The following is a 24,688-nucleotide window of genomic DNA, read 5'->3' as shown; positions in this document are numbered from 1 at the left end:
CGCTGCGCTCGCAATGACGGGGCGAGGCGTCGCTACGGCACCAGCACCGCCGCACCGAGCAGTTCGCCGGCGCGGAGCTTGGTCAGAACCGCGTTGGCCTCACGCAGCGGAAAGGCGTGAGTCTCGGTCCTGATGCCGGCGCGTGCTGCGACGGCAAGAAAATCGACACCGTCCTGCCGGGTCAGATTGGCGACCGAGACGAGCTGGCGCTCCTCCCACAGCAGATCGTACGGAAAGCTCGGGATGTCGCTCATATGAATGCCGGCGCAGACCACGCGGCCGCCTTTGCGCACCGCCTTCAGCGCCGCCGGCACCAGGCCGCCGACCGGCGCGTAGATGATGGCGGCGTCGAGCGGCTCGGGCGGCAGCTCTTCCGACGCGCCGGCCCACACTGCGCCGAGACTGCGGGCGAACTCCTGCGCGGCGACATCGCCGCCGCGGGTGAAGGCGTACACCTCTCGCCCCTGCCAGCGCGCCACCTGCGCCACGATGTGCCCGGCGGCGCCGAAGCCGTAGATGCCGAGCCGCTCCGCTTCGCCTGCGATCACCAGCGAGCGCCAGCCGATCAGTCCGGCGCACAGCAGCGGCGCGATCGCGACGTCATCACCGCTCTCGCCTAGCGGAAACGCGTAGCGCGCGTCGGCGATGGCGTGGCTCGCGAAGCCGCCGTCGCGGGTGTAGCCGGTGAACAGCGGCGCGTCGCACAGGTTTTCCATGCCGCTGCGGCAGTAGCGGCAGATGCCGCAGGTGTGGCCGAGCCAGGGAATGCCGACACGGTCGCCGATGCGAGGGGTGGAGACGCCGGCGCCGAGCGCTGCAATCCGGCCGACGATTTCGTGGCCGGGGATAATCGGGTAGCGGATGTTCGGCAGTTCGCCATCGACGACGTGCAGATCGGTGCGGCACACGCCGCAGGCGCTCACCGTCACCAGCACTTCGCCGTCGCCCGGGTGCGGGGTGTCGCGCTGCTGCCATTGCAGCGACGTGCCCGGCGCCGTCAGCACCATCGCATCCATCACGGGCCTCCCGGGTCGGAGATCGGATAGGTTCAATTATATGGCGCTGGCGCGGTCGATCAAAGCCGAGCCGGTCAGCTCCGATCGCGTGCCACCCAGTTTTCGCCCTGCTTGCGGTACAGCTTCTTCACCGCGGCCCAGGCGACGCGATGCGCGGTGGCTTCCTGCTCGTCCGGGCCGCGGTCCTGGTATTCGGCGAAAGCGTTGTTGAAGGCCGCGACGTAGATCTCCTGCGCGTGCAGCGGCAGCCGCACTTGCAGCCCCGGCGGAAGATCGTCGGTGGAAGCATAAGGCACCCGGGCCCTCCCTTGTGGCGACGCTTCGCCGAGGAACCGGCGAGGGGAATCGCCCGTTCCTGGGCTGTACGTCGCAAACTGTTGCGACGCTTGCACCCGATTGCGGCAAGGTCGCGTCGCGGCTCTGGCATTGACGCCGGTCAATCGGCCGGCGCGTTACGGCTCCTAGACTGAAACGATTGGCCGACGAGGCCGGCCAATACCAAGCAGAGGGAGATGGCGATGACCTCTCCGGCTTCGGAAAGCCCGCCGCCGCTGAACGGCCGATCGTTTGCGGTGCTGCGCGAGTTGATGGTCGAGCGCCAGATCGCAGCGCGCGGCGTGCATGATCCCCGCGTGCTCGCCGCGATGCGCAAGGTGCCGCGCGAAGCCTTCCTGCCCGAACCGATGCGTGATCTGGCGTACGAAGACGCGCCGGTGCCGATCGCCGGCGAGCAGACGATGTCGCAGCCTTATATCGTGGCGCTGATGGCCGAGGCGCTGCTGCTGCAGGGCGGCGACAACGTGCTCGAGATCGGCGCGGGCTCCGGCTACGCCGCCGCGGTGCTGGGCGAGATCGCCGGCCACGTCGCCACGGTCGAGCGCATCGCCGCGCTGGCGGAGGCCGCCGCCGCGAAGCTCGCGGGGCTCGGCTATCGTAATGTCGAGGTGCATCAGGGCGACGGCAGCCGCGGCTGGCCGCCGGACGCTCCCTACGACGCCATCGTGGTCGCAGCCGCCGGACCACAGGTGCCGGACTCGCTGAAGGCACAATTGAAGATCGGCGGCCGGCTGGTGATGCCGGTCGGAGCCGATCAGCACGCCCAGCAGCTGCTGCGGCTGACGCGGCTCGGCGACGCCGATTTCAAGCACGATCGTCTCGGCGACGTGCGCTTCGTGCCGCTGCTCGGCGCCGAAGGCTGGCAGCAGGCGGAGCCGGCCGGCCGCACCACCCGCGAAAACCGATGATCGATGTTGCGGAAGATCAGCATTGCCCGATCTTCATCGGTCTAGGACAAAGGCGGTGCTAAGGTTTGAACTGCTCGGTCGCTGGCGCCCGCCACGGCCCCTTTCCGACCGATTCGACTCAAATCCAACAAGACGCCGCCGGGGAGCGCGACATGATCAAGGATCTCATCGTCAATCTCGAACGTAGCCAGGAGCGCCAGCAGGTCACCGACGTCGCAATCGGCATCGCCGAGATGTTCGGCGCCCATGTGGCCGGCTGCTGCTTCGCCTACGATTCGCTGCCGAGCTTCACGATGCCGGACTTCCCGTCCGACGTGCTCAGCAAGATGCTGGCGGCCAGCGAGGAAGCGGCGCGCGCCGCGGTCGTGCAGTTCGAAGCCGCCTGCAAGCGCGAAGGTGTCTCCGCCGAGCATCATCTGCTGGAGACCGCCTACGGCACCTCCGGGCGCTTCCCCAAGATGGCGCGCCGGTTCGATCTGTCGGTGATCATGCAGTCCGACGCCGAGAACGGCGACAACGACATCCTGATCGAGCAGGTGCTGTTCGATTCGGGCCGGCCGCTGCTGATCCTGCCCTACATCCAGAAGACCCCGGTCAAGCTCGACCGCGTCGTCTGCTGCTGGGACGGCAGCCGCGCCGCGACCCGCGCCATCAACGACGCCAAGCCGTTCCTGCGCCGCGCCGGCCAGGTCGAGCTGCTGATCGTGCGGGACCACAAGGTTCGTGATCCCAACGAGCTGCGCGGCATCGAGATGGCTAATCACCTCGCGCGCTACGACGTCAAGGTCGACATCAAGACCATCACGGCGCCGGACATCGGCGTCGCCGGCACCATCCTGTCGCATGTCGCCGACACCTCCGCCGACCTTTTGGTGATGGGCGGCTACGGCCACTCCCGTCTGCGCGAATTCGTGCTCGGCGGCGTCACCCGCGAGATGCTGGCGTCGATGACCGTGCCGGTACTGATGTCGCATTGAGAGCTGAAACAAGAGTCCTTGCTCTCCGCGTGACTGCGAGGGACCAGTCGGATCGGCGCTCCACGCCGCCCGAGCACAGGCTCCGCGACGAGACCATTCAAGTCACCGTCATTCCGGGGCGCGCGCAGCGCGAACCCGGAATCCCGAGATTGTTGCGCACCAGGCGGTTTCCGCCACGTCGAGATTCCGGGTTCGCTTGCTGACGCAAGCGCCCCGGAATGACCGCTGGATGGCTTCGCTTCGCTCGCAATGACGGAAGTGCGCGGCCGCATCCTCCTACACGCACTTCCGGATATACGGCCGGTTGATCTCCCACAGTTCGTCGAGGATTTTCTCCGCCGCGACCGCCGAGTTGACCACCGGGTCGATCAGCAGCGCCTGCAGCGCCAGTTCTTTCGAGGCGTGCACTGCGGCTTCGACGGCGAGCTGCTGCACGCTGGCCTGCATCAGCATCAGCTTGGCGATCGGGTCGGGCAGCGGCCCGAGCGAGACCGGATGCACGCCGGCCGCATCCACCGTCACCGGGACCTCGACCGCCAGCTCGGCGGGCAGGTTGGGGATCACGCCGCGATTGAGCACGATGCCGGATTCGATGAAGCGCTTCTGGTCGTGCAGCATCGCGGCGATCACCGCCGCGCCGCGCTCGCCGGACGGCTCGGTCCACCATTGCGGGATCGGCAGGGTGCCGGCCAGCACGCCGTTCAGCTGGGTGAGAAATTCGCCGCGCCAGCGTTCGTCCTGGTCGAAATCGTAGCCCTTCTCGCCGGCTTCCCAGCCATACGGCAGATACTCGCCGAGATGGTCGTCGCTGCAGGTCAGCCAGTAGCCGAAGGCGCGATACAGCCGCCGCGTGAATCGCCACGCGTCCGGATCGAAGCTCTGCTCGGCGGCGCGAAACCGCGGATACAGGTCCTCGCCGGTGTCGCGATGGCGGATCTCGGTCAAGCACTGGAAGTGATTGAGCCCGGCGCCCCACACTTCGATGTCGTCGCGCGGCATCTGCATGATGTAGGCGACCGCGTCGCGGCCCATGAAGATGCCGTGACACAGGCCGATGTGGCGCACCTTGGTGTAGCGGCCGAGCGCCAGAATGATCCGGCTCTCCGGATTGGAGTAGTTGAGGAACAGCGCGCTGGGGCACAGCTCCTCGATGTCGCGGATGAAGTCGAACACCAAAGGCAGCGTGCGCAGCGTGAAGAACAATCCGCCCGGGCCGCCGTTCTCGCCGAGGGTGTGACGGATGCCGTGCTTCTTCGGCACCTCGAAGTCCTGCTTCCACAGCCGGTTGCGATCGATCGCGGTGGCGTTGATGACGAAGCCGGCGCCGTCCAGCGCGGCGCGGCGGTCGGTGGTGTGTTCGATCACCAGTCCGGCGCCGGATCGCGCATTCAACAGCTTCGCCAGCTCGGTCATCCGGCCGAGCGTTTCGGGATTGCGTCCGACCAGCGTCAGCGTCGAGCCGGCCAGCACCGGCGACGCGAACAGGTCACGAAACATGCTGAGACCGAACGACGCACTGGAAGCGCCGAGAAACACGATCTTGGTGGTGTTGGGCATCTCGGATCGACTCCGCCGGCAGGCCGGTTAGCCGCGTGAAGCGGGCAGATCCGCGCACGGGCTTTTGCCTGCTATCCGCTGCGAACGGATCTGAAGTGAACCGCAACCGTGCGGCTGCGGTCTTGACGCCGATCAACGGCACCGGCACATCGCCACGCCACACTGCCTCCCGCCCCCGCCTGTCGGAATTTCATCAAAAGCATCGAACCGGAGTGCGCCCCGCGATGGTCGACATCGTCACCCTTACGCCCAATCCTGCGATCGATCTGTCGACGTCGGTCGAGCGTCTGGTGCCGAGCCGCAAGCTGCGCTGCGCGGCGCAGAAGCGTGATCCCGGCGGCGGTGGGATCAACGTGGCGCGGGTGGTGAAGCGGTTCGGTGGTGACGTCGAGGCGATCTTCCCGGCCGGCGGCTTCACCGGCAAGCTGCTCAAGCTGCTGCTCGACGACGAGAACGTGCCGAGCCGGATCGTCGAAGCGGTCGCCGAGACGCGGGAGGATTTCTCGGTCACCGAGAACGCCACCGGCGAACAATACCGCTTCGTGCTGCCCGGCCTGCCGCTCGCCGAGCACGAATGGCGCGGCATGCTCGATGCCTTGGCGGCGACCTCGCCGGCACCGAAGATCGTGATCGGCAGCGGCAGCCTGCCGCCGGGCGTGCCGGTCGATTTCTACGCGCAGGCCGCCGCGGTGGCCAAGCAGCTCGGCGCCAAGTTCTTCCTCGACACCTCCGGCAAGCCGCTCACCGCAGCGCTGGCGCAGGGCGTCACTCTGATCAAGCCGAACCTGCGCGAGATGCAGGAGCTCGCCGGCCGCCCGCTCGGCTGCGAGAAGGAATGGGTCGACGCCGCGCGCGCGCATATCGCGGCCGGCCAGGTCGAGATCGTGGCGCTGTCGCTCGGCCATCTCGGCGCGCTGCTGGTCACCAAGGACCAGGCGCTGCGCTCGCCGGCCTTGCCGGTGACGCCGGTATCGACCGTCGGCGCCGGCGACAGCTTCCTCGGCGCAATCGCCCACCACGTCGCACAGGGCGGCTCCATCGCGGATGCGTTCCGGCTCGGTCTTGCGGCGGGGTCCGCGACCCTGACGGTGCACGGCACGCAATTGTGCGGCCCGGCGGAGGTCGAGCGACTCTATGCGCAGGTGATCATCGAGCCGATCTGACCACCGCGCAGGAACCGTTCGCGACCCCTCTGGTTGACGTGCCGCATTGGCTGGCGGCCCGTTGCCAGGAGTTCGCATGTCTCAAGACCAAGCCCGACTTCACGACGCCGAAATCTCCGATCAGGCCGACGGCACGGTCGCGTATGACGGTCCCGCGGGTGGATGGGGATCGCTGCAAGGGATCAGCCGGGTCTTCGGCAAGGAGTGGAGCTCGCCGGCCGCGATCGAAACCCTGATGCGCCAGAACAAGCCGAAAGGCTTCATGTGCGTGTCGTGCTCCTGGGCGAAGCCCGCCGACTATCACACCTTCGAGTTCTGCGAGAACGGCGCCAAGGCGACGCTGTGGGAGCTGACCAGCGCGCGCTGTACGCCGGAGTTCTTCGCCGAGCACAGCGTCACCGAGCTGCGCGACTGGTCCGATTACGATCTCGAGATGCAGGGCCGGCTCACTCACCCGATGCGATACGACGCCGACACCGACCATTATGTGCCGTGCTCGTGGGACGAAGCGTTTCAGGAGATCGGCGAGCATCTGCGCTCGCTCGATCCGAAATCGGCGGTCTTCTACGCCTCCGGCCGGGCCAGCCTGGAGACGTCGTATCTGTATGCGCTGTTCGCCCGGCTGTACGGTCACAACAATCTGCCCGACAGCTCCAACATGTGTCACGAGACCACCTCGGTGGCGCTGAAAAAGCTTCTCGGGGTCGGCGTCGGCACGGTGGTGTTCGACGACCTGTCGAACTGCGACGCGATGTTCTTCTTCGGCCAGAACACCGGATCGAACAGCCCGCGCTTCCTGCATCCGCTGCAGGAGGCCGCCAAACGCGGCGTCGAGATCATCACCTTCAATCCGGTGCGCGAGAAAGGCCTCGAAAGCTTCGTCAATCCGCAGAATCCGACCGAGATGCTGACGGGACGCGAGACCCGCATCAGCAGCCAGTATCACCAGGTCAAGGCCGGTGGCGACGTCGCGGTGCTGATCGGGCTTTGCAAGCACGTGTTCGCGCGCGACGACGAGGCCAAGCGCGAAGGTCGCCGCGTGCTCGATGTCGATTTCATCGAGGCGCATACCCATGGCTTTGACGCGTTCGAAGACAAGGTTCGCGCCACCTCGTGGGAGGAGATCGAGCGCGAGTCCGGCCTCAGCCGCGCGGCGATCGAGGCGGCCGGCGAAGTGTATGTGAAGTCAGACCGGGTGATCGGCATCTACGGCATGGGGCTTACCCAGCACGCCCACGGCTTCCTCAACATCGCGATGTTCGTCAACCTGCTGCTGATGAAGGGCAATATCGGCCGCGACGGCACCGGCATCTCACCGGTGCGCGGCCATTCCAACGTGCAGGGGCAGCGCACCGTCGGCATCTCCGAAAAGCCCGAGCTGGTGCCGCTGGACAAGATGGCCGAGCAGTTCGGCTTTGATCCTCCGCGCGACAAGGGCCTGAATACGGTCGAGGCCTGCCACGGCATTCTGGCGGGCAAGGTCCGGGCGTTTATCGGTCTCGGCGGAAATTTCGTCCGGGCAATTCCCGAGCGCGACGCGATGGAAGAAGCCTGGCCGCGGATGCAGCTCACCGTGCAGATCGCCACCAAGCTGAACCGCAGCCATCTGGTCAACGGCAAGTCCGCTTATCTGCTGCCCTGCTTGGGTCGCACCGAACAGGATGTCCAGGCCAGCGGCCCGCAGGCGGTGACGATGGAGGACACCTTCAGCTGCATTCAGGGCTCGATCGGGCTACGCAAGCCGGCCAGCGAGCATCTGAAGTCGGAGCTCGCGATCGTTGCCGGCATCGCCAAGGCGACGCTTCCCGACAACCCGAAGCTGAAATGGGACGACTGGGTCGGCGATTACGGCTTGGTGCGTGACCTGATCGCCGAGAGCTATCCGGAGATGTTCCACGACTTCAACGCGCGGATGTTCACGCCCGGCGGCTTCTACAAGGGCAATGCAGCGCGCGAGCGGATCTGGAACACCGAAAGCGGCAAGGCGGAGTTCACCACGCCCGAGCGGCTGAATTCGATCGGCTTCGACGATGCGCCGGGACGTTATCGGTTGATCACGATGCGGTCGAACGACCAGTTCAACACCACGATCTACGGGATGAGCGACCGGCTGCGCGGCATCGAAGGTCGACGCGACGTGCTGCTGATCAATCCGGACGAGATGGCGAAGGCTGGACTGAGCGAAGGGCAGGAAGTCTGGCTCGAAGGCGACGCCGGCGACGGCGTGCATCGCGAGGCCGGGCCGCTGCGGGTGACACCGTTCCGGCTGCCCGATGGTTGCCTCGGCGCCTATTACCCGGAGATGAATCCGCTGATTCCCGTCTGGCACCATGACGGTCCGTCGAAGACGCCCGCGGCCAAGTCGGTGCCGGTGCGGATTCGGACCTGAGGCGGTCTTCCAGCTTGATCCAAGTCATCGCCCGTTCACGCCGTTCGATTAAGCCGCGGCAGGATGCGTCGTGTCGCATGCGCGTCATCCTGCCGGCTTGCGGATTGCTGCGATCGAATGATCGGGTTGCGTCTGCGCACGGCGGGGTGGCATTGCAAGGCTTTCACGCGTCGGCCACTATGTGGCGCTGCGACACCGCCGTCGTCGTGCGCATGACACCGTCGCGCACAGTAGGAATGGCCGGATTCCGGCCGCTGGAATGAGAGGCCGCATGAGTCAAGGTGTCACCGCTCCGTTCGCCCGCCATGCGATGGCTTACGTGCTGGCGGGAGGACGCGGCAGCCGCCTGATGGAGCTGACCGACTGGCGCGCCAAGCCTGCGGTGTATTTCGGCGGCAAGTCCCGCATCATCGATTTCGCGCTGTCGAATGCACTGAACTCCGGCATCCGCCGCATCGCGGTGGCGACGCAGTACAAGGCGCACAGCCTGATTCGGCATCTGCAGCGCGGCTGGAACTTCTTCCGTCCGGAGCGCAACGAAAGCTTCGACATTCTGCCGGCGAGCCAGCGCGTCTCCGAAGAGATGTGGTACCGGGGCACGGCCGATGCGGTCTACCAGAACATCGACATCATCGAGAGCTACGATCCGAAATTCATCGTCCTGCTCGCGGGCGATCACGTCTACAAGATGGACTACGAGAAGATGCTGCAGCAGCATGTCGAACAGGGCGCCGACGTCACCGTCGGCTGTCTCCAGGTCGACCGCATGGAGGCGACCGCCTTCGGCGTGATGCACATCGACGAAACCGACCGCATCATCTCGTTCCTGGAAAAGCCCGCCGATCCGCCGGCGATGCCCGGCAAGCCGGACAAGGCGCTGGTCAGCATGGGCATCTACGTGTTCGAAACCAAGTTCTTGCTGGACGAACTGCGGCGCGACGCCGCTGATCCGAATTCGTCGCACGATTTCGGCAAGGACATCATCCCCTACATCGTCAAGCACGGCAAAGCGGTGGCGCATCATTTCGACAAATCGTGCCGCCGGTCCAGTTCGGAGGCCGTCAGCTACTGGCGCGACGTCGGGACCGTCGATGCCTACTGGGCCGCCAATATCGACCTCACCGACATCGTGCCCGAGCTCGACCTGTACGACCGCGAATGGCCGATCTGGACCTACGGCGAGATCACTCCGCCGGCGAAATTCGTCCACGACAAGGACGGCCGCCGCGGCGAGGCGGTGTCGTCGCTGGTGTCGGGCGGCTGCATCATCTCCGGTGCGTCGCTGCGGCACACGCTGCTGTTCACCGGCGTCCGCGTGCATTCGTTCTCGCATGTCGAGAACACGGTGGTGTTGCCCTATGCGGATATCGCGCGTTCCTGCCGGCTGACCAACGTGGTGGTCGACGCCGAAGTCAAACTGCCGCCCGGCCTGGTGGTCGGTGAGGACCCCGAACTCGATGCCAAGCGGTTCAGGCGCACCGAAAACGGCATTTGTCTGATTACCCGCGCGATGATCGAGAAGCTCGACTCATGACCTCTCTGACGGCGCTGTCGATCGCGTCGGAACTGTTTCCGCTGATCAAGACCGGTGGGCTCGCCGACGTCGCCGGCGCCCTGCCGACCGCCCTGCGTACGCACGACGTCGCCGTCACCTCGCTGCTGCCGGGCTATCCGGCCGTGCTCGGCGGCATCGAGGATCCGCGCGAGGTTCACGGCTTTCACGAGTTGTTCGGCGGCACCGCGCGGCTGCTGGCGGCGCGCTGCGGCGAACTCGATCTGCTGGTGCTCGACGCTCCGCATCTCTATGTCCGCCCCGGTAATCCCTATGTGGGCCCGGACGGCAGGGACTGGCCCGACAATGGGCTGCGATTTGCGGCGCTCGCCCAGGTCGGGGCTTTGATCGGTCAGGGCCTGCTGTCGGACTACGCGCCCGACGTCCTGCACGCCCATGACTGGCAGACCGGGCTGCTGCCCGCTTACCTGAAGTACAGCGGCCGGCCGGGACCGAAGACGGTCTTCACCATCCACAATCTCGCGTTCCAGGGACGGTTTCCCTACGAACTGCTCGCCAAGCTCGGCCTGCCCGAGCGCGCCTTCAGCCTCGACGGGGTCGAGTACTACGGCGGCATCGGCTATCTCAAGGCCGGCCTGCAGCTTGCCGACCGAATTACCACGGTGTCGCCGACCTATGCGGCCGAGATCCAGGGTTCGGAAGCCGGGATGGGGCTCGACGGCCTGCTGCGGCTGCGCAGCGACCGGCTGTCCGGCATCCTCAACGGCATCGACACCGACGTCTGGAATCCGGCCAATGACGCGCTGATCGCGGCCACATACGACGTCGAAAGCGTCGCGGCCCGCGCTCGCAACAAGAAGGCGCTGCAGGCGCGGTTCGGTCTGAAGCCCGAGCCCGGCGCGCTGCTGTACGGCGTGATCAGCCGGCTGTCGTGGCAGAAGGGGCTCGACCTGTTGCTCGAAGCCCTGCCGCAACTGATCGGCGGCGGCGCACAGCTCGCCCTGCTCGGCGCCGGCGATTCCGAACTCGAACGAGCCTATGGGGCTGCGGCGCGCAAATATCCCGGCCAGATTGGCGCGGTGATCGGTTACGACGAAGCGCTGGCGCATCAGATCCAGGCCGGCGCCGACGCGCTGCTGGTACCGTCGCGGTTCGAGCCTTGCGGGCTGACGCAGTTGTGCGCGTTGCGCTATGGGGCGGTCCCGGTGGTGGCGCGGGTCGGCGGGCTGGCCGATACCGTGGTCGACGCCAACGAAATGGCGACCGCCACCGGCGTCGCGACAGGCGTGCAGTTCGCACCGGTGACGACCGATGCGCTGATCAAGGCGTTCGGCCGGACCCGCGCGCTGTTCGCCGACGTGGTCGCCTGGCGCAATCTGCAGATCAACGGCATGACCACCGACGTGTCTTGGAAGAACCCGGCGCAGCACTACGCGAAACTGTATCGCAGTCTGGTGGCGAAGCGCTGAGCCAGCGTCGCCCGGCGACGGACCGGGATGGGCGCCGCACGTGCGTCCCCCGGCGCGGCGGTCTTGATCCCCGTCGCGGGCCGTGACAGCGATAATGTCATGACGATCCCGCCAAGGGACGCAGGCGACAACAACAGGGAGAAACCCATGCCCGGCCAGGATACCGTGCGGATCGAACGCGACGGTCCAGTGACTATCGTGACGATCGACCGCCCCGAGCGCCGCAACGCCGTCGACGGCGCCACCGCGCAGAAACTGTACGACGCCTTCCTGGCATTCGATGCCGACGAAGCTGCGGCGGTGGCGGTGTTCACCGGGGCCGGCGGCACGTTCTGCGCAGGGGCCGACCTGAAGGCGGTGGCGGCGGGCGACGCCGAGAAGAAGCGCGAGATCGCCGGCCACAATACCCAGGCGCCGATGGGGCCGAGCCGGCTGCGGCTATCCAAGCCGGTGATCGCGGCGGTCGAGGGCTTCGCGGTCGCCGGCGGGCTCGAGCTGGCGCTGTGGGCCGACATGCGGGTGGTCGCCGAAGACGCCACCTTCGGGGTGTTCTGCCGTCGTTTCGGCGTCCCGCTGATCGATCTCGGCACCATCCGGCTGCCGCGGCTGATCGGCCATTCGCAGGCGATGGATCTGATCCTCACCGGCCGTCCGGTCGGCGGCGCCGAGGCGCTGCGCATGGGGCTCGCCAACCGTCTGGTGCCGCGCGGCGAAGCACGGCCGCAGGCGATCGAGCTCGCCAAGCAGATCGCCCAATTCCCGCAGACCTGCCTGCGCGCCGACCGGCTGTCCGCCCTGCAGCAATGGGACCTGCCGGAAGAGGACGCGATCATGAACGAGATGCGCGGCGGGCTGAAAGTGATCCAGTCCGGCGAAACCCTGTCCGGCGCCACCCGCTTCGCGCAGGGCGAAGGGCGCCACGGAGCGTTCGGCAAGCCGGCATCATGATCAGGCGCGGCGAGCAGGCTGGGGCCGGCAGATCGCATCGCAGTGTGGCGGCCGCGTTGATCTGTGCTGCGCTGTCGCTCGCCGCCTCCTCCGTCCGCGCCGATTGTTACGACCGCGACCGCAGCGGCCATCAGACGCGTTTTCGTCTGACGGCCGCAGAGGCGATCGACCAGCGCACCGGGCTGATCTGGCAGCGCTGCTCGGTGGGCAACAGTTGGAGCGGCAACGCCGGCTGCAAAGGAGCGGTCAGCTATCTCGGCCTCGATCAGGTGATCGCGGCGGCGGGCAGTGCCGGTGCTGGCTGGCGCGTGCCGTCGGGCGCAGAGCTCGAAAGTCTCGTCGATAGCGACTGCGGCAGCCCGGTGGTCGATACCACGGTGTTTCCCGACATCGTGCCGACCGAGGAGGGCCTCGCCAAATACTGGACCGTCACGCCGTACGGCATGCTCGATCTGTACTGGAATTTCGACTTCGTCGACGGCCATCCGGACAGCAACAGCCGGGGCATCCGCCTCGCCGTGCGGCTGGTGCGCTCGGCCGGTCCCGACACCAAGCCGAACGCGGACTAACGCCCGCGGTCAGCCGTACTGTCCTAGTTAGGACGTGCATAAGAAGACTCGGAGACTAGGGCCAGCCGACCGTTCGCTCGAAGTCTGAGTGCCACAACAGCTCAGCAGCCACACTGTTGGGCGGGACTGAGGCCAGAACCACCTGCAAACCGCGTATGCGGCAATTCTTCATAGCTGGAACGCAATCAGTGTCGCCAGTGACCAAAATGATCCGGTCAACCGTCCTATCGGCCGCAAAGTTCGCCATATCGAGCCCGATCCTCATATCTACACCCTTCTGCTCAAAGTCAGGCGCGAAGTCCTCGTCGGTCAGCGCTTGTGTCGCAACGGGTACTTTCTTTGGCTTGTAGCCGCGAAATTTCAGGACCCCTCTGCGGACCGCGAACAAGTCTTTCGCCGCCAAGTCGCGCAGCCACTTGTCCGAGCCGGCGAAGGTGTAAGGGTTTCCAGAGACAGGCAGTTTCACTTCGCCATTGAACGGCGGGCAATCATAGTAGAGCACACGCAAAAGGGATTCGCCCTCGTGGACGCATAAGTGCGCCATTTTTTCAATAAAATCAGGGTCGTACCTATGTCCTGCGCGCTTCGCAGCAACCCGCAGATGGCCGCCGTCGATAAGAACAGCAACTTTCAAAATAAAAACCCCCACGGTTTCCCGCAGGGGTTTGATACGTTGCCCGCCTACGGGCGTAGCGGATATGCGGGCACATTACGTGGTGACCCGCGAGGAATTGTCAACGAAATCTCTTAACGACCAATCACAGACTTTCGGCGGAATCTTCGTTCTTCCATCATCGATTACCGCAAAGTTCCGTTTCACCCGCACCGGCCGGTCAGCCAAGTGGCGTCCAGCAGATCGCCAATCGGCCGGACGCGGTCAGCGACGCCGAGGGCGCCGCGCGGGGCAAGGGTAGCCTGCGCGGTCAACCTCAAATCAGCCTCAGCCCCTTGAGGCTGGCGTGACCGTTCTTGCCGACGATGATGTGATCGTGCACCGCGATGCCGAGCGGCTCGGCGATCGCCACGATCGACTTGGTCATCTGGATGTCGGCCTGCGACGGTGTCGGATCGCCGGAGGGGTGGTTGTGCACCATGATCACCGCGGTCGCGGACAATTCCAGCCCGCGTTTGACGATCTCGCGCGGGTACACCGGGGTGTGGTCGACGGTGCCGACCTGCTGCAGCTCGTCGGCGATCAGCTGGTTGCGCTTGTCCAGAAACAGGATGCGGAACTGCTCCTTGTCGGCGAACGCCATGGTGGTGCGGCAATAGTCGATCACCGCCGACCACGACGACAGTACGGTGCGCTGCTTGACCTGTCCCTTGGTCACCCGCGCCGCCGCGGCGGCGATCAGCTTGATCTCGAGGATCGCCACCTCGCCGAGCCCGCTGACCTCGCGCAGCCGCTCGGCCGGCGCATTGACCGCCTCGGCGAACGACCCGAACCGCGCGATCAGCGCCTTGGCCAGCGGCTTGACGTCGCGGCGCGGCAGCGCCCGGAACAGCACCAGCTCCAGCAGCTCGTAGTCGGACAGCGCGTCGGCGCCGGCCTCGCGGAACCGCTCCCGCAGCCGCTCGCGATGGCCGTGATAATGCGGCGCTTCAGCAAATCCCGCTTGCTGCGATCGCTCGGCGTCGTCCATCGGCAATTCCACCGCCGTGCATGGTCCGGTCGTCACAACCATGCCGTGCCGGACGGCTTTTGCAACCGGAATTCGGTCGTGGCGCCCGGCGGTTAACAGGCTGGCGGGGGCTCAGTCGGCGCTCGGCAACCGGCGCATGGTGAATTCGATGGTGTCGCCGGGCAATTCGCGCCAGCTCTCGACGCTGCTCATATAGGCGGCCTTGGGCCAGGCCTCGAGAAACGCCTTCGCCTTGGCGCGCGCGGCGGGGCGCGGCAGCACGAAGGTCTCGCGCAGGAAGCCGTCGGCCGGCGTGCTGCGCCGCGCCATCCGCGTCGCAAGATCGCGCGGCAATTCCCGGGGACGATCGACCATGGCGGCGGCTCCGCTGACGCTCCTCGGCACTCAAGATAGTCGGTCCGGGGAACGAATCCGAGTCCTTCCGGCTTTGAGTCCGGTTCGAGTAGCAGTGGAGTATGCGTCATGGCCCCCCGCGCCAACTGGAAGGGCTTTCTGAGATTGTCGCTGGTGACCTGTCCGGTGGCGCTCTACCCGGCCACCTCGGATTCCGAGAAGATCAGCTTCAACCAGATCAACCGGGCCACCGGCCATCGGATCAAATACCTGAAGGTCGACGCCGAAACCGGCGACGAGGTCTCATCCGACGAGATCATGAAGGGCTACAAGGTCGACACCGACAGCTACATCGAGATCACCAAGGACGAACTCGACAACATCGCGCTGGAATCCACCCGCACCATCGAGATCGATCAGTTCGTGCCGCGCTCGGAGATCGACGATCTGTATCTGGTGCGGCCGTACTACATCGTGCCGGACGGCAAGGTCGGCCACGACGCCTACGCGGTGATCCGCGAGACCATCCGCAGCATGGACAAGGTGGCGCTGGCGCGGGTGGTGCTGACCAATCGCGAGCACGTCATCGCGCTGGAGGCGCGCGACAAAGGCCTGGTCGGGATGCTGCTGCGCTATCCCTACGAGGTGCGCGACGCCGCCGACTATTTCGACGACATCCAGGACGTCAAGATCACCAAGGACATGCTCGATCTCGCCAAGCACATCGTCGAGCAGAAGTCCGGCCATTTCCAGCCCGACCTGTTCGAAGATCACTACGAAAGCGCGCTGACCGAACTGATCAACAGCAAGATGGCCGGCCAGCCGGTCAAGCCGCAGGCCCGGCCGCGCGGCGACAATGTCGTCGACCTCATGGATGCGCTGCGCCGGAGCCTCGGCGAAAGCTGCAAGTCGGCGCCGGCTGCTGCGCCCAAGAGCTCAGCTGCAGACAAGCCCGCCGCCGCGAAGCCCGCGAAAGCCAAGAAGCGCAAGACGGCAGCCGGCCAAAAGGAAATGCTGCTGCCGATCTCCGGCCAGGGTGCCGGCAAGGCGAAGGAAGAGCCGGCGAAGGGAAAGAAGCCCGCACGGAGCGTGGCGGGTAGCAAAGCCCGGAAGGCCGGTTAGTTCACCGCAACCGCAGTGCCCGTGACGCCCTCACCCCGACCCTCTCCCGCAGGCGGGAGAGGGGGCGCGCGCTGCGTGGGGAGAGGCACGGCGCAAGCGTCTTTGCCCACCCTACGCGCGCTGCGCTTGCTCCGCGGAGCGAGGTCTCGCAACGCGTCATTCCGGGGCGCGAGCATCGCTCGCGAACCCGGAATCTCTCTTCGCACTGACATTGGGATTCCGGGTTCGCGCCTGACGGCGCGCTCCGGAATGACGACGGATCCGCTCAGCTCTGGAACGGCGGCTTGTCGAGGTTCTTCGGCGACAGCGTGAAGATCTCGCAGCCGTCCTCGGTGACACCGATCGAATGTTCGAACTGCGCCGACAGCGAACGATCGCGGGTCACCGCGGTCCAGCCGTCGGACAGAATCTTCACATAGGGTTTGCCGAGATTGATCATCGGCTCGATCGTGAAGAACATCCCCGGCTTCAGCACCACGCCCTGACCCGGGCTGCCGACGTGGATGATGTTCGGCTCGTCGTGGAACAGCCGGCCGAGGCCGTGGCCGCAGAAGTCACGCACTACGCTCATCTGCTGCGGCTCGACGAAGCTCTGGATGGCGTGGCCGATGTCGCCGGTGGTGCCGCCCGGCTTGACCGCGGCGATTCCGCGCAGCAGCGACTCGTAGGTGACGTCGATCAGCCGCTCGGCTTTGCGGGCGATCGGGCCCACCGGGTACATCCGGCTGGAGTCGCCGTACCAGCCGTCCAGGATCATGGTGACGTCGATGTTGACGATGTCGCCTTCCTTCAGCGGCCGATCGCCCGGCATGCCGTGGCAGACCACGTGGTTCAGCGAGGTGCAGGTCGAGTAGCGATAGCCGCGATACATCAGCGTCGCCGGATAGGCGCCGTGGCTGAAGGCGAACTCGCGGACGAAGTCGTCGATCTTCGAGGTCGGGACCCCCGGTTTGACGATGTCGACCAGTTCGTCGAGGCAGCGCGCCACCAACTGGCCGGCCTTGCGCATCCCGGCGAAGCCGGCAGGCCCGTGCAGCTTGATCTGCCCGGTCTTGCGCAGGGCGGCTTCGGAGGCGTCGACGTAGCTCATGCGGTCCAGTCTTTTCGGCGTGCGGATGATTTGAACCCCAATCTAGTGACCGCGGCAGCGCGCAGCAAGCGCAGGCACCGGCCGCCTGCTCCGCCGGCCCGGCATGGCGCCGGCCGCCGGCGCATCGCGCACTTGGCGCCGCGACCCGGCGACGATAAGGATGCGAGGCGCGTCCTTCACCCCAAATCGCAGAGAGGCAATGGAGTCCCTCGACTCGGTCAGCATCGCGATTCTGCTCGGCTCGGTCCTGGTGATGGCGGGGATCCTGTCGAGCCTGCTGGCGCTGCGGTTCGGCGCGCCGTTGCTGCTGGTGTTCCTCGTGGTCGGTATCCTGGCCGGCGATGCCGGTCCCGGCGGGCTGAATTTCAACGATCTCGGCACCACCTATCTGGTCGGTTCGGTGGCGCTGGCGCTGATTCTGTTCGATGGCGGGCTGAAGACCCGGTTCTCCAGCATCAAGGCGGTGCTGGCGCCGTCGATGGGGCTGGCCACCTTCGGCGTGCTGCTGACGGCGCTGATCACCGCGCCGGTGGCGAAATACATGCTCGACCTGAGCTGGGTCGAGGCGCTGCTGGCCGGCGCCGTGGTCGCCTCCACCGACGCTGCCGCAGTGTTCCTGCTGGTGCATTCCCAAGGCCTGCGGCTGCGCCCGCGCGTCGGCGCCACGCTGGAGGTCGAATCCGGCACCAACGATCCGTTCGCAGTGTTCCTGACGCTGATGCTGGTCGAGCTGATCACCCATGGCGGCCAGGGCTCGATCTGGGACGTCGTGCTCGAATTGCTGCAGCAGGGCGTGCTCGGCGCCCTGATCGGCGTGGTCGGTGGTCGCATCGTGGTGATGGCGCTGAACCGGGTGGCGTTGCCGCAGGGCCTGCATGCGCCGTTCGTCACCACCGCCGCGCTGGTGGTATTCGGTGCGGCGCAGATCTCGCATGCTTCCGGCTTCCTGGCGGTCTATCTCGCCGGCATGATCATCGGCAATCAGCCGACCCGCGCGCACAATTCGGTGGTGGCGTTTCTCGACGCCGCGACCTGGCTGGCGCAGATCGTGATGTTCGTGCTGCTCGGCCTGCTGGTGTCGCCGCAGCGGCTGATGAGCAGCATCGGCCCCGCGGTGGTGATCGCGCTGGCCCTGATGCTGGTGGCGCGGCCGCTCGCGGTGTTCATCTGTCTGGCGCCGTTCCGGTTCAACTGGCGGGAGCGGCTGTTCATCGCCTGGGTCGGCCTGCGCGGCGCCGTCGCGATCTTCCTCGCCTCGATCCCGATGCTGGTCGGGCTGTCGAACGCCTACCAGTATTTCGATGTCGCCTTCGTGGTGGTGCTGATCTCGCTGATGCTGCAGGGCTGGACGCTGGCGCCGGCGGCCCGCAGGCTGCACGTCGCGCTGCCGCGCAGCGATCGCGGCCCGCGCCGCATCGAATTGGATCTGCCGGGCCAGCTCGAACAGCAGCTGGTCGGCTATGCGGTGCGGCCGAAGAGCCTGTATCTGAAACGCGGCCTGATCCCGTCCTGGTCGAAGCCGACGCTGGTGATCCGCGACGAGCGGATCCTGACGCCGGAGGAGGCGGAGCCGGTCGCGCCGGGCGACTATGTCTATCTGCTGGCGCCGCCGGAGAAAGCCGCGGCGCTCGACCGCTTCTTCGTCGACATGCCGCCGTCGACCGCGCCGGACCCGCACCTGCTCGGCGATTTCATCGTGCCCGGCGAGACCTCGCTCGGCGATCTCGCCGCCGCCTACGGGGTCAGTGTGCCGAGCGGCCAGGAGGCGCTGACGCTGGCCGACTACTTCGACATCCATCTCGACCACGCGCCGATGGTCGGCGCGACCTTGCCGCTGGATTCGATCGTGCTGGTGGCGCGCAGCCTCGGCGGCGGACGCGTCAACGTGGTCGGGCTGCGGCTGCCGGAAGACGAGGACGAAGCGCCGCCGCCGACCCGGTTCGCCAAGCTGAAGGCCAAGCTGTCGGAAATCTGGTCGCTGCTCGCAGGCGTTTAGCCCAGACGCTTTGGAAACGGTCAGTCCGGCTTCTTGTCGGGCGCGTTCAGCACGGCGCGGCATTCGGCCGGCAGCTCCGACAGCGTCAGCTGGTGCCGCGGCGGCGGCGGCTTGGTCGGCGGCTTCGGATGCAGCACTGCGTCGCTGAACCAATAGGCGAAGTCGGACGCGCTGCAGCCTTCGCCCGGCGGCGGCGCGGGCTGCGGCGTGCAGCCGTCGACGCCGGCCGGGCAACTCAGCCGGATGTGGAAGTGATAGTCGTGGCCGTACATCGGGCGCACCTTGTGCAGCCAGCTCCGGTCGCCCTTGGCCTCGCGGCACAACGCCTTCTTGATCGCCGCGTTGACGAAGATCCGGTCCACCCGGGGCTCCAGCGCAGCGGCGCGGATCACTTTCCAATGGGTCGAAGTCCAGGCCGGCGGGTCGATATCCAGCCGGTCGCGGCGCACCATCATCACCGCCGACATCTCTTCGCGCTCGTTGCGCGACAGGCGGCGGTCCGGCATCGGCGTCAGCCAGATGTCGGCGTCGAGCCCGACCTGATGGCTGGCGTGACCGGTGAGCATCGGCCCGCCGCGCGGCTGTGACATGTCGCCGACGAGGATGCCGGGCCAGCCGGCCTGGGCGTGGGCCTTGGCGGCGACGCGCTCGATCAGTCTGACCGTCTCGGGCAGCGCCCAATTGCGGTTGCGCGACAGCCGCATCACCTGCCAGGTCGGTCCGTTGACCGGCAGCGCCTCGCCGCCGGCCATGCAGCCCTTGGCGTAGAAACCGATCGGTCGCGGCGGCAGCGCGGCCGGCAGCGGCTTGCGGGCGAACAGCTCGCGGGCGGCGAGCTGCGGGTCGTTCGGATTGGCGAGGGGCGGCAGCGGTCTGGGGTTGACCGTGCCCTTGTCCTGGGCTGCGGCGGCGGTGACGAACGTCATCATCGTCGCCAGCAGAGCGGCGAACCACGTCGGGACGGCGAGAATCGCGGGGCGCATGGGTCCACTATACCGCAAGCCTGCCGCCGATCTCGATCGTGATCGCGTCACGCCGCAACGAGCGTGCCGCGCAGGGGCCCGCGCATCCGTCCGTTCGGCTTCCTTAAGGACCTGCTAACTCTAAGCAACCTTGGTGAAACTTGCAGCGGCGGACACAAGATCGCTCAACGCATAGGCAGGAAGCCGGTGAATGCCGGCTCCGGTTCCGGAATTCGTCCGAGGAGTGGTCGCCTGGCACCGGAACACAGTGTCGTTCTGCCCGCCAATCAGGCAGCGCCGAATCCTGCGGCGTCTCGGCGGGGCGGGCCCGATGCTGCGGTTATACAATTTTTTCAGACACTTATTGCACAACAAGGGCGTCATTTGCGTGGTGGGGCGTGGCGGATGCCGCAGTTTCGGCTGAAAAAGAAGAAGGCGGCGCGATACCGCCCGGAATCCGTCAGCGCTCCATCCCGCAGGTGCGGGATGCCGACGCCGAAGCTGGTGTCGAAGCCCGGGCGCCGGAGGAACGCTCCGGCCGAGGCCGGCGAACGCGCCGTCAAAGCCGCGCTCGAACAGGCGCGGCGTTCGCACGAGCGTTTGCGCGAAGCCATCGACCTGATCCCGCAAGGCATCGTGTTTCTCGACGCCGACGGTCGCTACATCCTCTGGAACAAGCGCTACGCGGAAATCTACAAGGCCAGCGCCGATCAGTTCAAACCCGGAGCGCGGATCCAGGACACGCTGCGGACCGGCATCGCGCGCGGCGATTACCCCGAGGCGATCGGCCGGGAAGAGGAGTGGATCGCCGAGCGGCTGGCCCGGATGTTCAATCCCGGCCCCAGCCACGAGCAGGTGCTGGCCGACGGTCGCTGCATCCAGATCGAGGAACGCACCACCTCGGACGGCGGCATCATCGGCCTGCGCGTCGACATCACCGAGCTGAAGCAACGCGAGGCGTCGTTCCGGCTGATGTTCGACAGCAACCCGGTGCCGATGATCGTCTGCGCGCTGAACGACGAACGAATCCTCGCGGTCAACGACGCTGCGGTCGAGCACTACGGCTATTCGCCGTCCGAATTCGCCTCGCTGACCGTCCGCCGCCTGCAGGCGTTCGACACCGAGCTGCCGTGGGCCGGCGATCAGACCCACGAGGAGCGCACCGCACGCACCTGGAAACACGTCAAGGCCGACGGATCGCTGATCGATCTGGCGATCTATTCGCGGCAACTCGTCTACAACGGCGAACCGGCGGTGCTGCTGGCGCTGATGGACATCACCGAGCGCAAGCGCGCCGAGATGCGGCTCGCCTTCATGGCGCATCACGACGGCCTGACCGGGCTGCCGAACCGCAATTCGCTGCGCAAGCGGCTCGACGAGCTGCTGATCCACACCCGCCGCACCGGCGAGAAGATCGCGGTGCTGTTCGTCGGTATCGACAATTTCAAGGCGGTCAACGACACGCTCGGCCACGCCGTCGGCGACAAGCTGCTGCGCGGCGTCGCCCGCCGGCTGCGCTCGACGCTGCGCGAGGAAGACCCGCTGGCGCGGCTCAACTCCGACGAATTCGCGGTGATCCAGACCGGCATCAAGCGGCCCGAGGACATCGTGCTGCTCGCCAAGCGATTGCTGCACGCGATCGCCGAGCCGTATCTGCTGCAGGGTCATTCGGTGGTGGTCGGTGCCAGCATCGGCATCGCGGTGGCGCCCGGCGACGGCGACGATTCCGAAAAGCTGCTGATGAACGCCGACATGGCGCTGTCGCGCGCCAAGAAGGACACCCGCGGCACCTTCAGCTTCTTCGAGGCCGGGATGGATGCGCGCGCCCAGGCCCGCCGCAAGATCGAGACAGATCTGCGCGCGGCGCTGCAGCACGAAGTGCTGCGCCCGTATTATCAGCCGCTGGTCCGGCTCGCCGACGGCCGCATCACCGGCAGCGAAGCGCTGGTGCGCTGGCCGCATCCGGAGCGCGGCATGATCTCGCCGGCCGAGTTCATTCCGGTGGCCGAGGACACCGGCCTGATCAACGCCATCGGCGCGCAGATCCTGCGCTCGGCCTGCATGGACGCGGCGCGCTGGCCCGACGACGTCCGTGTCGCCGTCAATCTGTCGCCGCTGCAATTCCGCGTCGGCAACCTCTTGTCGGTGGTGATGGACGCGCTGAAGCAGTCCGGGCTGCCGCCGCGCCGGCTGGAGCTGGAGATCACCGAGACGCTGCTGCTCGAAAAGAGCAGCCAGGTGCTGGCGACGCTGCACGCGCTGCGCGCGCTCGGGGTGCGGATCTCGATGGACGATTTCGGCACCGGCTACTCGTCGCTGAGCTACTTGCGCAGCTTCCCGTTCGACAAGATCAAGATCGATCAGTCGTTCGTCCGCGGGCTGTGCGACAACCGCGAATCCCAGGCGATCGTCCGCGCCATCATCAGCCTCGGCAGCGGTCTCGGCGTCACCATCACGGCGGAGGGTGTCGAGAGCGAAGCGGAACTGCGCTGGCTGCGCGCCGAAGGCTGCCAGGAAGCGCAGGGCTATCTGTTCAGCCACGCCCGGCCCAATGCCGAGATCGCCGGGCTGCTCGACCTGCAGCAGAGCGGCGTCTCGGCCGGCGCCCCATTCGCGATGGACTCGGTGCGGGTGGCGTGAGCTGCGCCGTTACTTGGCCTCGGCGCCTAGCCCCAGCGCCTCGGCCATCACCCGGAACACGTCGGTGTTCTCCATCGAACCGCGGACCCGGTCGCTGCCGGGGCCGGCGGCGGTCAGGATCACGTCCTCGCCGGAATGCACGCTGGCGTTCATCATCGCCGGCAGATTGCCGATTCTGAGCACCGCGCCGGGCACGCCCTTGTACTTGTCGTTGGCCTTGAAGGTGCCGGGCTTGTCGCCGGCCTCGGTCGGCTGGTTCGGTCCGTCGAGCTTCGGCCGCAGCGTCTCGTAGTGATCCGGCAGGCTGGCCGAGAAGATCGCCAGCCGCCGGCTGACGTCGACGCGGTCCGGATAGCCGTCCTGGTCCGGCGCCGGATAGTTCGGGAAGCCGGCGCGGTCGTAGACGCCGATCCGCTCGCGCAGCGGCACGTCGTCGCCCTCGGCGAGATCGTCGCGCACCGTGCCGACCAGCGCGTTGGGATGGTTGTGATCGGCCACCACCAGGATCAGCGTGTCGTCGCCGCGCGCACGCGCCCAGTCGCGGGTCTGGCGCACCGCGTTGTCGAGCATGATGGTGTCGTAGACGGCGCGCTCCATGTCGAGCGCATGGGCGTATTTGTCGATCAGCCCGGACTCGACCATCAGGAAGAAGCCGGCCTCGTTCTTCGCCAAGATATCGAGCGCGACCGCGACCTGCTGGGTGAGATCGGGCTGATCCGGGTTCTTCGCGACGCCGCCGCCTTTGAGGAAGCGGCGGTCGAGCACGCCGTCCATGTTGCCGGGCGCGAACAGGCCGAGCAGTTTTCGCGGGTTCTCCTTGCCTGCTGCGTCCAGCTCGGTCGCGTTGGTGGCGACCGCGTAGCCGGCGTCGCGGAACTTCGCCAGATAATCGACGTCGTCCTTGCGCTTGCCGCCGGCGCTGTTCGGCAGGAAGTAAGCGGCGCCACCGCCCATCAGCACGTCGGGCTGCGCGGCGTAGAACTGCGCGACGATCTGGTCGTAGGCGGCGCGGCGGCGGGTGTGGGCGATCACCGCGGCGGGCGTCGCGTCCTCGACCTCTGTATTGGTCACGATGCCGACCGCCAGTCCGAGCCGGCGCTTGGCCAGCGACGCCAGCGTCTCGACCTTGGGATCGTCGAACGGGTCGGGGGTGCGATCGGCATAGACGCCCATCGCGTTGACCGCGGCCTTGTGGCCGGTGGCGTAGGCGCTGGCGGCATTGGCGGAATCGGTGATGATCGAGTCGCTGCCGGCGGTCGACACCAGCGCCATCTGCGGCATGTCGTCGATCGCCAGCTTGCCGAGCGCCCGGCCTTGCTGGATGCCCTTCGACAGCAGCCGCGCCGCCACCCGGTGCGCCGGCGACAGCCCGTCGCCGACGAACAGGATCACGTTCCTGGCTCGCCGCGGCCCGGTGTCGTACACCGTCCAGCTCACGCTGCGGCGTGCCGCGCCGTCGCCGGCCTCGATGGTGTAGCGGCCGGGCTTATTCAGCGTCACGTCGCGCAGCAGCAGCGCCGATCGCGGCTGGCCGGCCTCGCGCGCGATCAGCTCCGGCGCCTTGCCGAACACGCTCGCGGCGTCGGCGCCGTTGACCGTGAGCGTCGCCTTGTCGGCCGCGACCTCGTCGGCAAACTCGACCTTCAGATCGAACGTTGCGCCGACCAGAATCTCGGCGCGGTCGATCGGATAGATCGTCTGGGCCGGGGCAGCCGAAACCAACATCAGCGACGCAACCGCCGCCGCCACAACATGCCTGATCATCATCACGGTCCTGATTGATGCGCGGGACCGTAGGAGCGGCAAATGACGGTTCGATGACGACGGCGCGTGGCGGTCGATACGTGCGCGTGATCGCCGCGATCCGCCACGGGGCGTCATTCCGGGGCGCGTGAGCGCCAGCTCGTGCGCACCCGGCGACTGTCTCATGTGTCAAGGGTCTTACCTTGATATGGCGTGTCTGCTTTGACGAGTGCGTTGGCTGTGACGAGCAGTTTTCGGGCGATTGCGATGAGCGCGACCTTTCCGGGTTTTCCTTGCAGGCGAAGGGCGTTGTA

At 66.8% G+C, this 24,688-nt stretch carries 20 protein-coding genes and 1 pseudogene; 11 read left to right on the top strand and 10 right to left on the bottom strand.

Going from position 1 to position 24,688, the window contains the following annotated elements:
• Positions 1-32: 32 nt before the first annotated feature.
• Both DWA33_RS19470 and DWA33_RS19465 read right to left on the bottom strand, forming a co-directional pair.
• Positions 33-1,016, bottom strand: a complete 984-nt coding sequence (locus DWA33_RS19470; RefSeq protein ID WP_114360178.1) for a zinc-dependent alcohol dehydrogenase family protein — start codon at positions 1,014-1,016, stop codon at positions 33-35.
• 74 nt (positions 1,017-1,090) lie between these two features.
• Positions 1,091-1,312, bottom strand: a complete 222-nt coding sequence (locus DWA33_RS19465) for a ChaB family protein (protein ID WP_114360177.1) — start codon at positions 1,310-1,312, stop codon at positions 1,091-1,093.
• A gap of 222 nt (positions 1,313-1,534) precedes the next feature.
• Here DWA33_RS19465 and DWA33_RS19460 point away from each other — a divergent pair, with 222 nt between their 5' ends.
• Together DWA33_RS19460 and DWA33_RS19455 are read left to right on the top strand one after the other, a co-directional pair.
• Positions 1,535-2,260 (top strand): protein-L-isoaspartate(D-aspartate) O-methyltransferase, encoded by a 726-nt coding sequence (locus DWA33_RS19460; protein ID WP_114360214.1) that lies wholly within the window; start codon positions 1,535-1,537, stop codon positions 2,258-2,260.
• A 152-nt stretch (positions 2,261-2,412) separates the two neighbouring features.
• A complete protein-coding gene (locus DWA33_RS19455) occupies positions 2,413-3,237 on the top strand; it encodes a universal stress protein (protein ID WP_114360176.1) in 825 nt (274 codons plus the stop codon).
• 276 nt (positions 3,238-3,513) lie between these two features.
• Here DWA33_RS19455 and DWA33_RS19450 read toward each other — a convergent pair whose 3' ends face one another.
• A complete protein-coding gene (locus tag DWA33_RS19450; RefSeq protein WP_114360175.1) occupies positions 3,514-4,794 on the bottom strand; it encodes an alpha-glucosidase/alpha-galactosidase in 1,281 nt (426 codons plus the stop codon).
• Between the two features lie 224 nt (positions 4,795-5,018).
• Here DWA33_RS19450 and DWA33_RS19445 point away from each other — a divergent pair, with 224 nt between their 5' ends.
• The 6 genes from DWA33_RS19445 (at position 5,019) to DWA33_RS19420 (ending at position 12,845) form a co-directional block, all read left to right on the top strand.
• Complete coding sequence (locus DWA33_RS19445) at positions 5,019-5,957, top strand: 1-phosphofructokinase (RefSeq protein WP_114360174.1); 939 nt, start codon at positions 5,019-5,021, stop codon at positions 5,955-5,957.
• Between the two features lie 76 nt (positions 5,958-6,033).
• Complete coding sequence (locus DWA33_RS19440; protein ID WP_114360173.1) at positions 6,034-8,346, top strand: FdhF/YdeP family oxidoreductase; 2,313 nt, start codon at positions 6,034-6,036, stop codon at positions 8,344-8,346.
• A 271-nt stretch (positions 8,347-8,617) separates the two neighbouring features.
• Positions 8,618-9,880: a glucose-1-phosphate adenylyltransferase gene (glgC, locus tag DWA33_RS19435; RefSeq protein WP_114360172.1), complete on the top strand. Its 1,263-nt coding sequence runs from the start codon at positions 8,618-8,620 to the stop codon at positions 9,878-9,880.
• Positions 9,877-11,328, top strand: a complete 1,452-nt coding sequence (gene glgA, locus DWA33_RS19430; protein ID WP_114360171.1) for a glycogen synthase GlgA — start codon at positions 9,877-9,879, stop codon at positions 11,326-11,328. The genes glgC and glgA overlap by 4 nt, the downstream gene beginning before the upstream one ends.
• A 147-nt stretch (positions 11,329-11,475) precedes the next feature.
• On the top strand, positions 11,476-12,276 hold the full coding sequence (locus DWA33_RS19425) for a crotonase/enoyl-CoA hydratase family protein (protein WP_114360170.1): 801 nt from the start codon (positions 11,476-11,478) through the stop codon (positions 12,274-12,276).
• Positions 12,277-12,320: 44 nt separating this feature from the next.
• On the top strand, positions 12,321-12,845 hold the full coding sequence (locus DWA33_RS19420; protein ID WP_244601347.1) for an Lcl C-terminal domain-containing protein: 525 nt from the start codon (positions 12,321-12,323) through the stop codon (positions 12,843-12,845).
• Positions 12,846-12,900: 55 nt separating this feature from the next.
• On the opposite strand, the gene DWA33_RS19415 is transcribed toward DWA33_RS19420, so the two are convergent.
• The 3 genes from DWA33_RS19415 to DWA33_RS19405 form a co-directional block, all read right to left on the bottom strand.
• The gene (locus DWA33_RS19415) at positions 12,901-13,494 is read right to left on the bottom strand and encodes an NYN domain-containing protein (protein WP_244601346.1); all 594 of its coding nucleotides are present in this window, start codon (positions 13,492-13,494) and stop codon (positions 12,901-12,903) included.
• 280 nt (positions 13,495-13,774) lie between these two features.
• The gene (gene radC / locus DWA33_RS19410; protein ID WP_114360168.1) at positions 13,775-14,488 is read right to left on the bottom strand and encodes a RadC family protein; all 714 of its coding nucleotides are present in this window, start codon (positions 14,486-14,488) and stop codon (positions 13,775-13,777) included.
• 111 nt (positions 14,489-14,599) lie between these two features.
• Positions 14,600-14,842, bottom strand: coding sequence for a hypothetical protein (locus DWA33_RS19405; RefSeq protein WP_114360167.1), 243 nt, complete (start codon positions 14,840-14,842; stop codon positions 14,600-14,602).
• 108 nt (positions 14,843-14,950) lie between these two features.
• On the opposite strand from DWA33_RS19405, the gene ku reads away from it, so the two are divergent.
• Positions 14,951-15,943: a non-homologous end joining protein Ku gene (gene ku, locus DWA33_RS19400; protein ID WP_114360166.1), complete on the top strand. Its 993-nt coding sequence runs from the start codon at positions 14,951-14,953 to the stop codon at positions 15,941-15,943.
• Between the two features lie 265 nt (positions 15,944-16,208).
• On the opposite strand, the gene map is transcribed toward ku, so the two are convergent.
• Entirely contained in the window at positions 16,209-17,033 is an 825-nt protein-coding gene (gene map / locus DWA33_RS19395) for a type I methionyl aminopeptidase (protein ID WP_114360165.1), read from the bottom strand.
• A 199-nt stretch (positions 17,034-17,232) separates the two neighbouring features.
• Here map and DWA33_RS19390 point away from each other — a divergent pair, with 199 nt between their 5' ends.
• Complete coding sequence (locus DWA33_RS19390; protein ID WP_114360164.1) at positions 17,233-19,029, top strand: potassium/proton antiporter; 1,797 nt, start codon at positions 17,233-17,235, stop codon at positions 19,027-19,029.
• Positions 19,030-19,049: 20 nt separating this feature from the next.
• Here the strand turns inward: DWA33_RS19390 and mepA are convergent, their stop codons facing one another.
• Positions 19,050-20,012: a penicillin-insensitive murein endopeptidase gene (mepA, locus tag DWA33_RS19385; protein WP_114360163.1), complete on the bottom strand. Its 963-nt coding sequence runs from the start codon at positions 20,010-20,012 to the stop codon at positions 19,050-19,052.
• A gap of 384 nt (positions 20,013-20,396) precedes the next feature.
• On the opposite strand from mepA, the gene DWA33_RS19380 reads away from it, so the two are divergent.
• Positions 20,397-22,631 (top strand): putative bifunctional diguanylate cyclase/phosphodiesterase, encoded by a 2,235-nt coding sequence (locus DWA33_RS19380; protein WP_114360162.1) that lies wholly within the window; start codon positions 20,397-20,399, stop codon positions 22,629-22,631.
• Positions 22,632-22,640: 9 nt separating this feature from the next.
• Here the strand turns inward: DWA33_RS19380 and DWA33_RS19375 are convergent, their stop codons facing one another.
• Together DWA33_RS19375 and DWA33_RS25770 are read right to left on the bottom strand one after the other, a co-directional pair.
• Entirely contained in the window at positions 22,641-24,398 is a 1,758-nt protein-coding gene (locus DWA33_RS19375) for an alkaline phosphatase (protein ID WP_114360161.1), read from the bottom strand.
• Positions 24,399-24,556: 158 nt separating this feature from the next.
• A pseudogene (locus DWA33_RS25770) lies at positions 24,557-24,688 on the bottom strand (IS110 family transposase); the annotation flags it as partial.

This window comes from Rhodopseudomonas pentothenatexigens (assembly GCF_900218015.1).
GTDB lineage: Bacteria > Pseudomonadota > Alphaproteobacteria > Rhizobiales > Xanthobacteraceae > Rhodopseudomonas > Rhodopseudomonas pentothenatexigens.
The sequence above is the reverse complement of the archived record's forward strand: the minus strand, read 5'-3'. Positions and strand labels throughout refer to the sequence as shown.

Excerpts from the sequence above, each read along its gene's own strand:
- DWA33_RS19470 (WP_114360178.1), bottom strand. The coding sequence starts at position 1,016 with ATGGATGCGATGGTGCTGACGGCGCCGGGCACGTCGCTGCAATGGCAG.
- DWA33_RS19460 (WP_114360214.1), top strand. The coding sequence starts at position 1,535 with ATGACCTCTCCGGCTTCGGAAAGCCCGCCGCCGCTGAACGGCCGATCG.
- DWA33_RS19455 (WP_114360176.1), top strand. The coding sequence starts at position 2,413 with ATGATCAAGGATCTCATCGTCAATCTCGAACGTAGCCAGGAGCGCCAG.
- DWA33_RS19450 (WP_114360175.1), bottom strand. The coding sequence starts at position 4,794 with ATGCCCAACACCACCAAGATCGTGTTTCTCGGCGCTTCCAGTGCGTCG.
- DWA33_RS19445 (WP_114360174.1), top strand. The coding sequence starts at position 5,019 with ATGGTCGACATCGTCACCCTTACGCCCAATCCTGCGATCGATCTGTCG.
- DWA33_RS19440 (WP_114360173.1), top strand. The coding sequence starts at position 6,034 with ATGTCTCAAGACCAAGCCCGACTTCACGACGCCGAAATCTCCGATCAG.
- glgC (WP_114360172.1), top strand. The coding sequence starts at position 8,618 with ATGAGTCAAGGTGTCACCGCTCCGTTCGCCCGCCATGCGATGGCTTAC.
- glgA (WP_114360171.1), top strand. The coding sequence starts at position 9,877 with ATGACCTCTCTGACGGCGCTGTCGATCGCGTCGGAACTGTTTCCGCTG.
- DWA33_RS19425 (WP_114360170.1), top strand. The coding sequence starts at position 11,476 with ATGCCCGGCCAGGATACCGTGCGGATCGAACGCGACGGTCCAGTGACT.
- radC (WP_114360168.1), bottom strand. The coding sequence starts at position 14,488 with ATGGACGACGCCGAGCGATCGCAGCAAGCGGGATTTGCTGAAGCGCCG.
- DWA33_RS19405 (WP_114360167.1), bottom strand. The coding sequence starts at position 14,842 with ATGGTCGATCGTCCCCGGGAATTGCCGCGCGATCTTGCGACGCGGATG.
- ku (WP_114360166.1), top strand. The coding sequence starts at position 14,951 with ATGGCCCCCCGCGCCAACTGGAAGGGCTTTCTGAGATTGTCGCTGGTG.
- map (WP_114360165.1), bottom strand. The coding sequence starts at position 17,033 with ATGAGCTACGTCGACGCCTCCGAAGCCGCCCTGCGCAAGACCGGGCAG.
- DWA33_RS19390 (WP_114360164.1), top strand. The coding sequence starts at position 17,233 with ATGGAGTCCCTCGACTCGGTCAGCATCGCGATTCTGCTCGGCTCGGTC.
- mepA (WP_114360163.1), bottom strand. The coding sequence starts at position 20,012 with ATGCGCCCCGCGATTCTCGCCGTCCCGACGTGGTTCGCCGCTCTGCTG.
- DWA33_RS19380 (WP_114360162.1), top strand. The coding sequence starts at position 20,397 with ATGCCGCAGTTTCGGCTGAAAAAGAAGAAGGCGGCGCGATACCGCCCG.
- DWA33_RS19375 (WP_114360161.1), bottom strand. The coding sequence starts at position 24,398 with ATGATGATCAGGCATGTTGTGGCGGCGGCGGTTGCGTCGCTGATGTTG.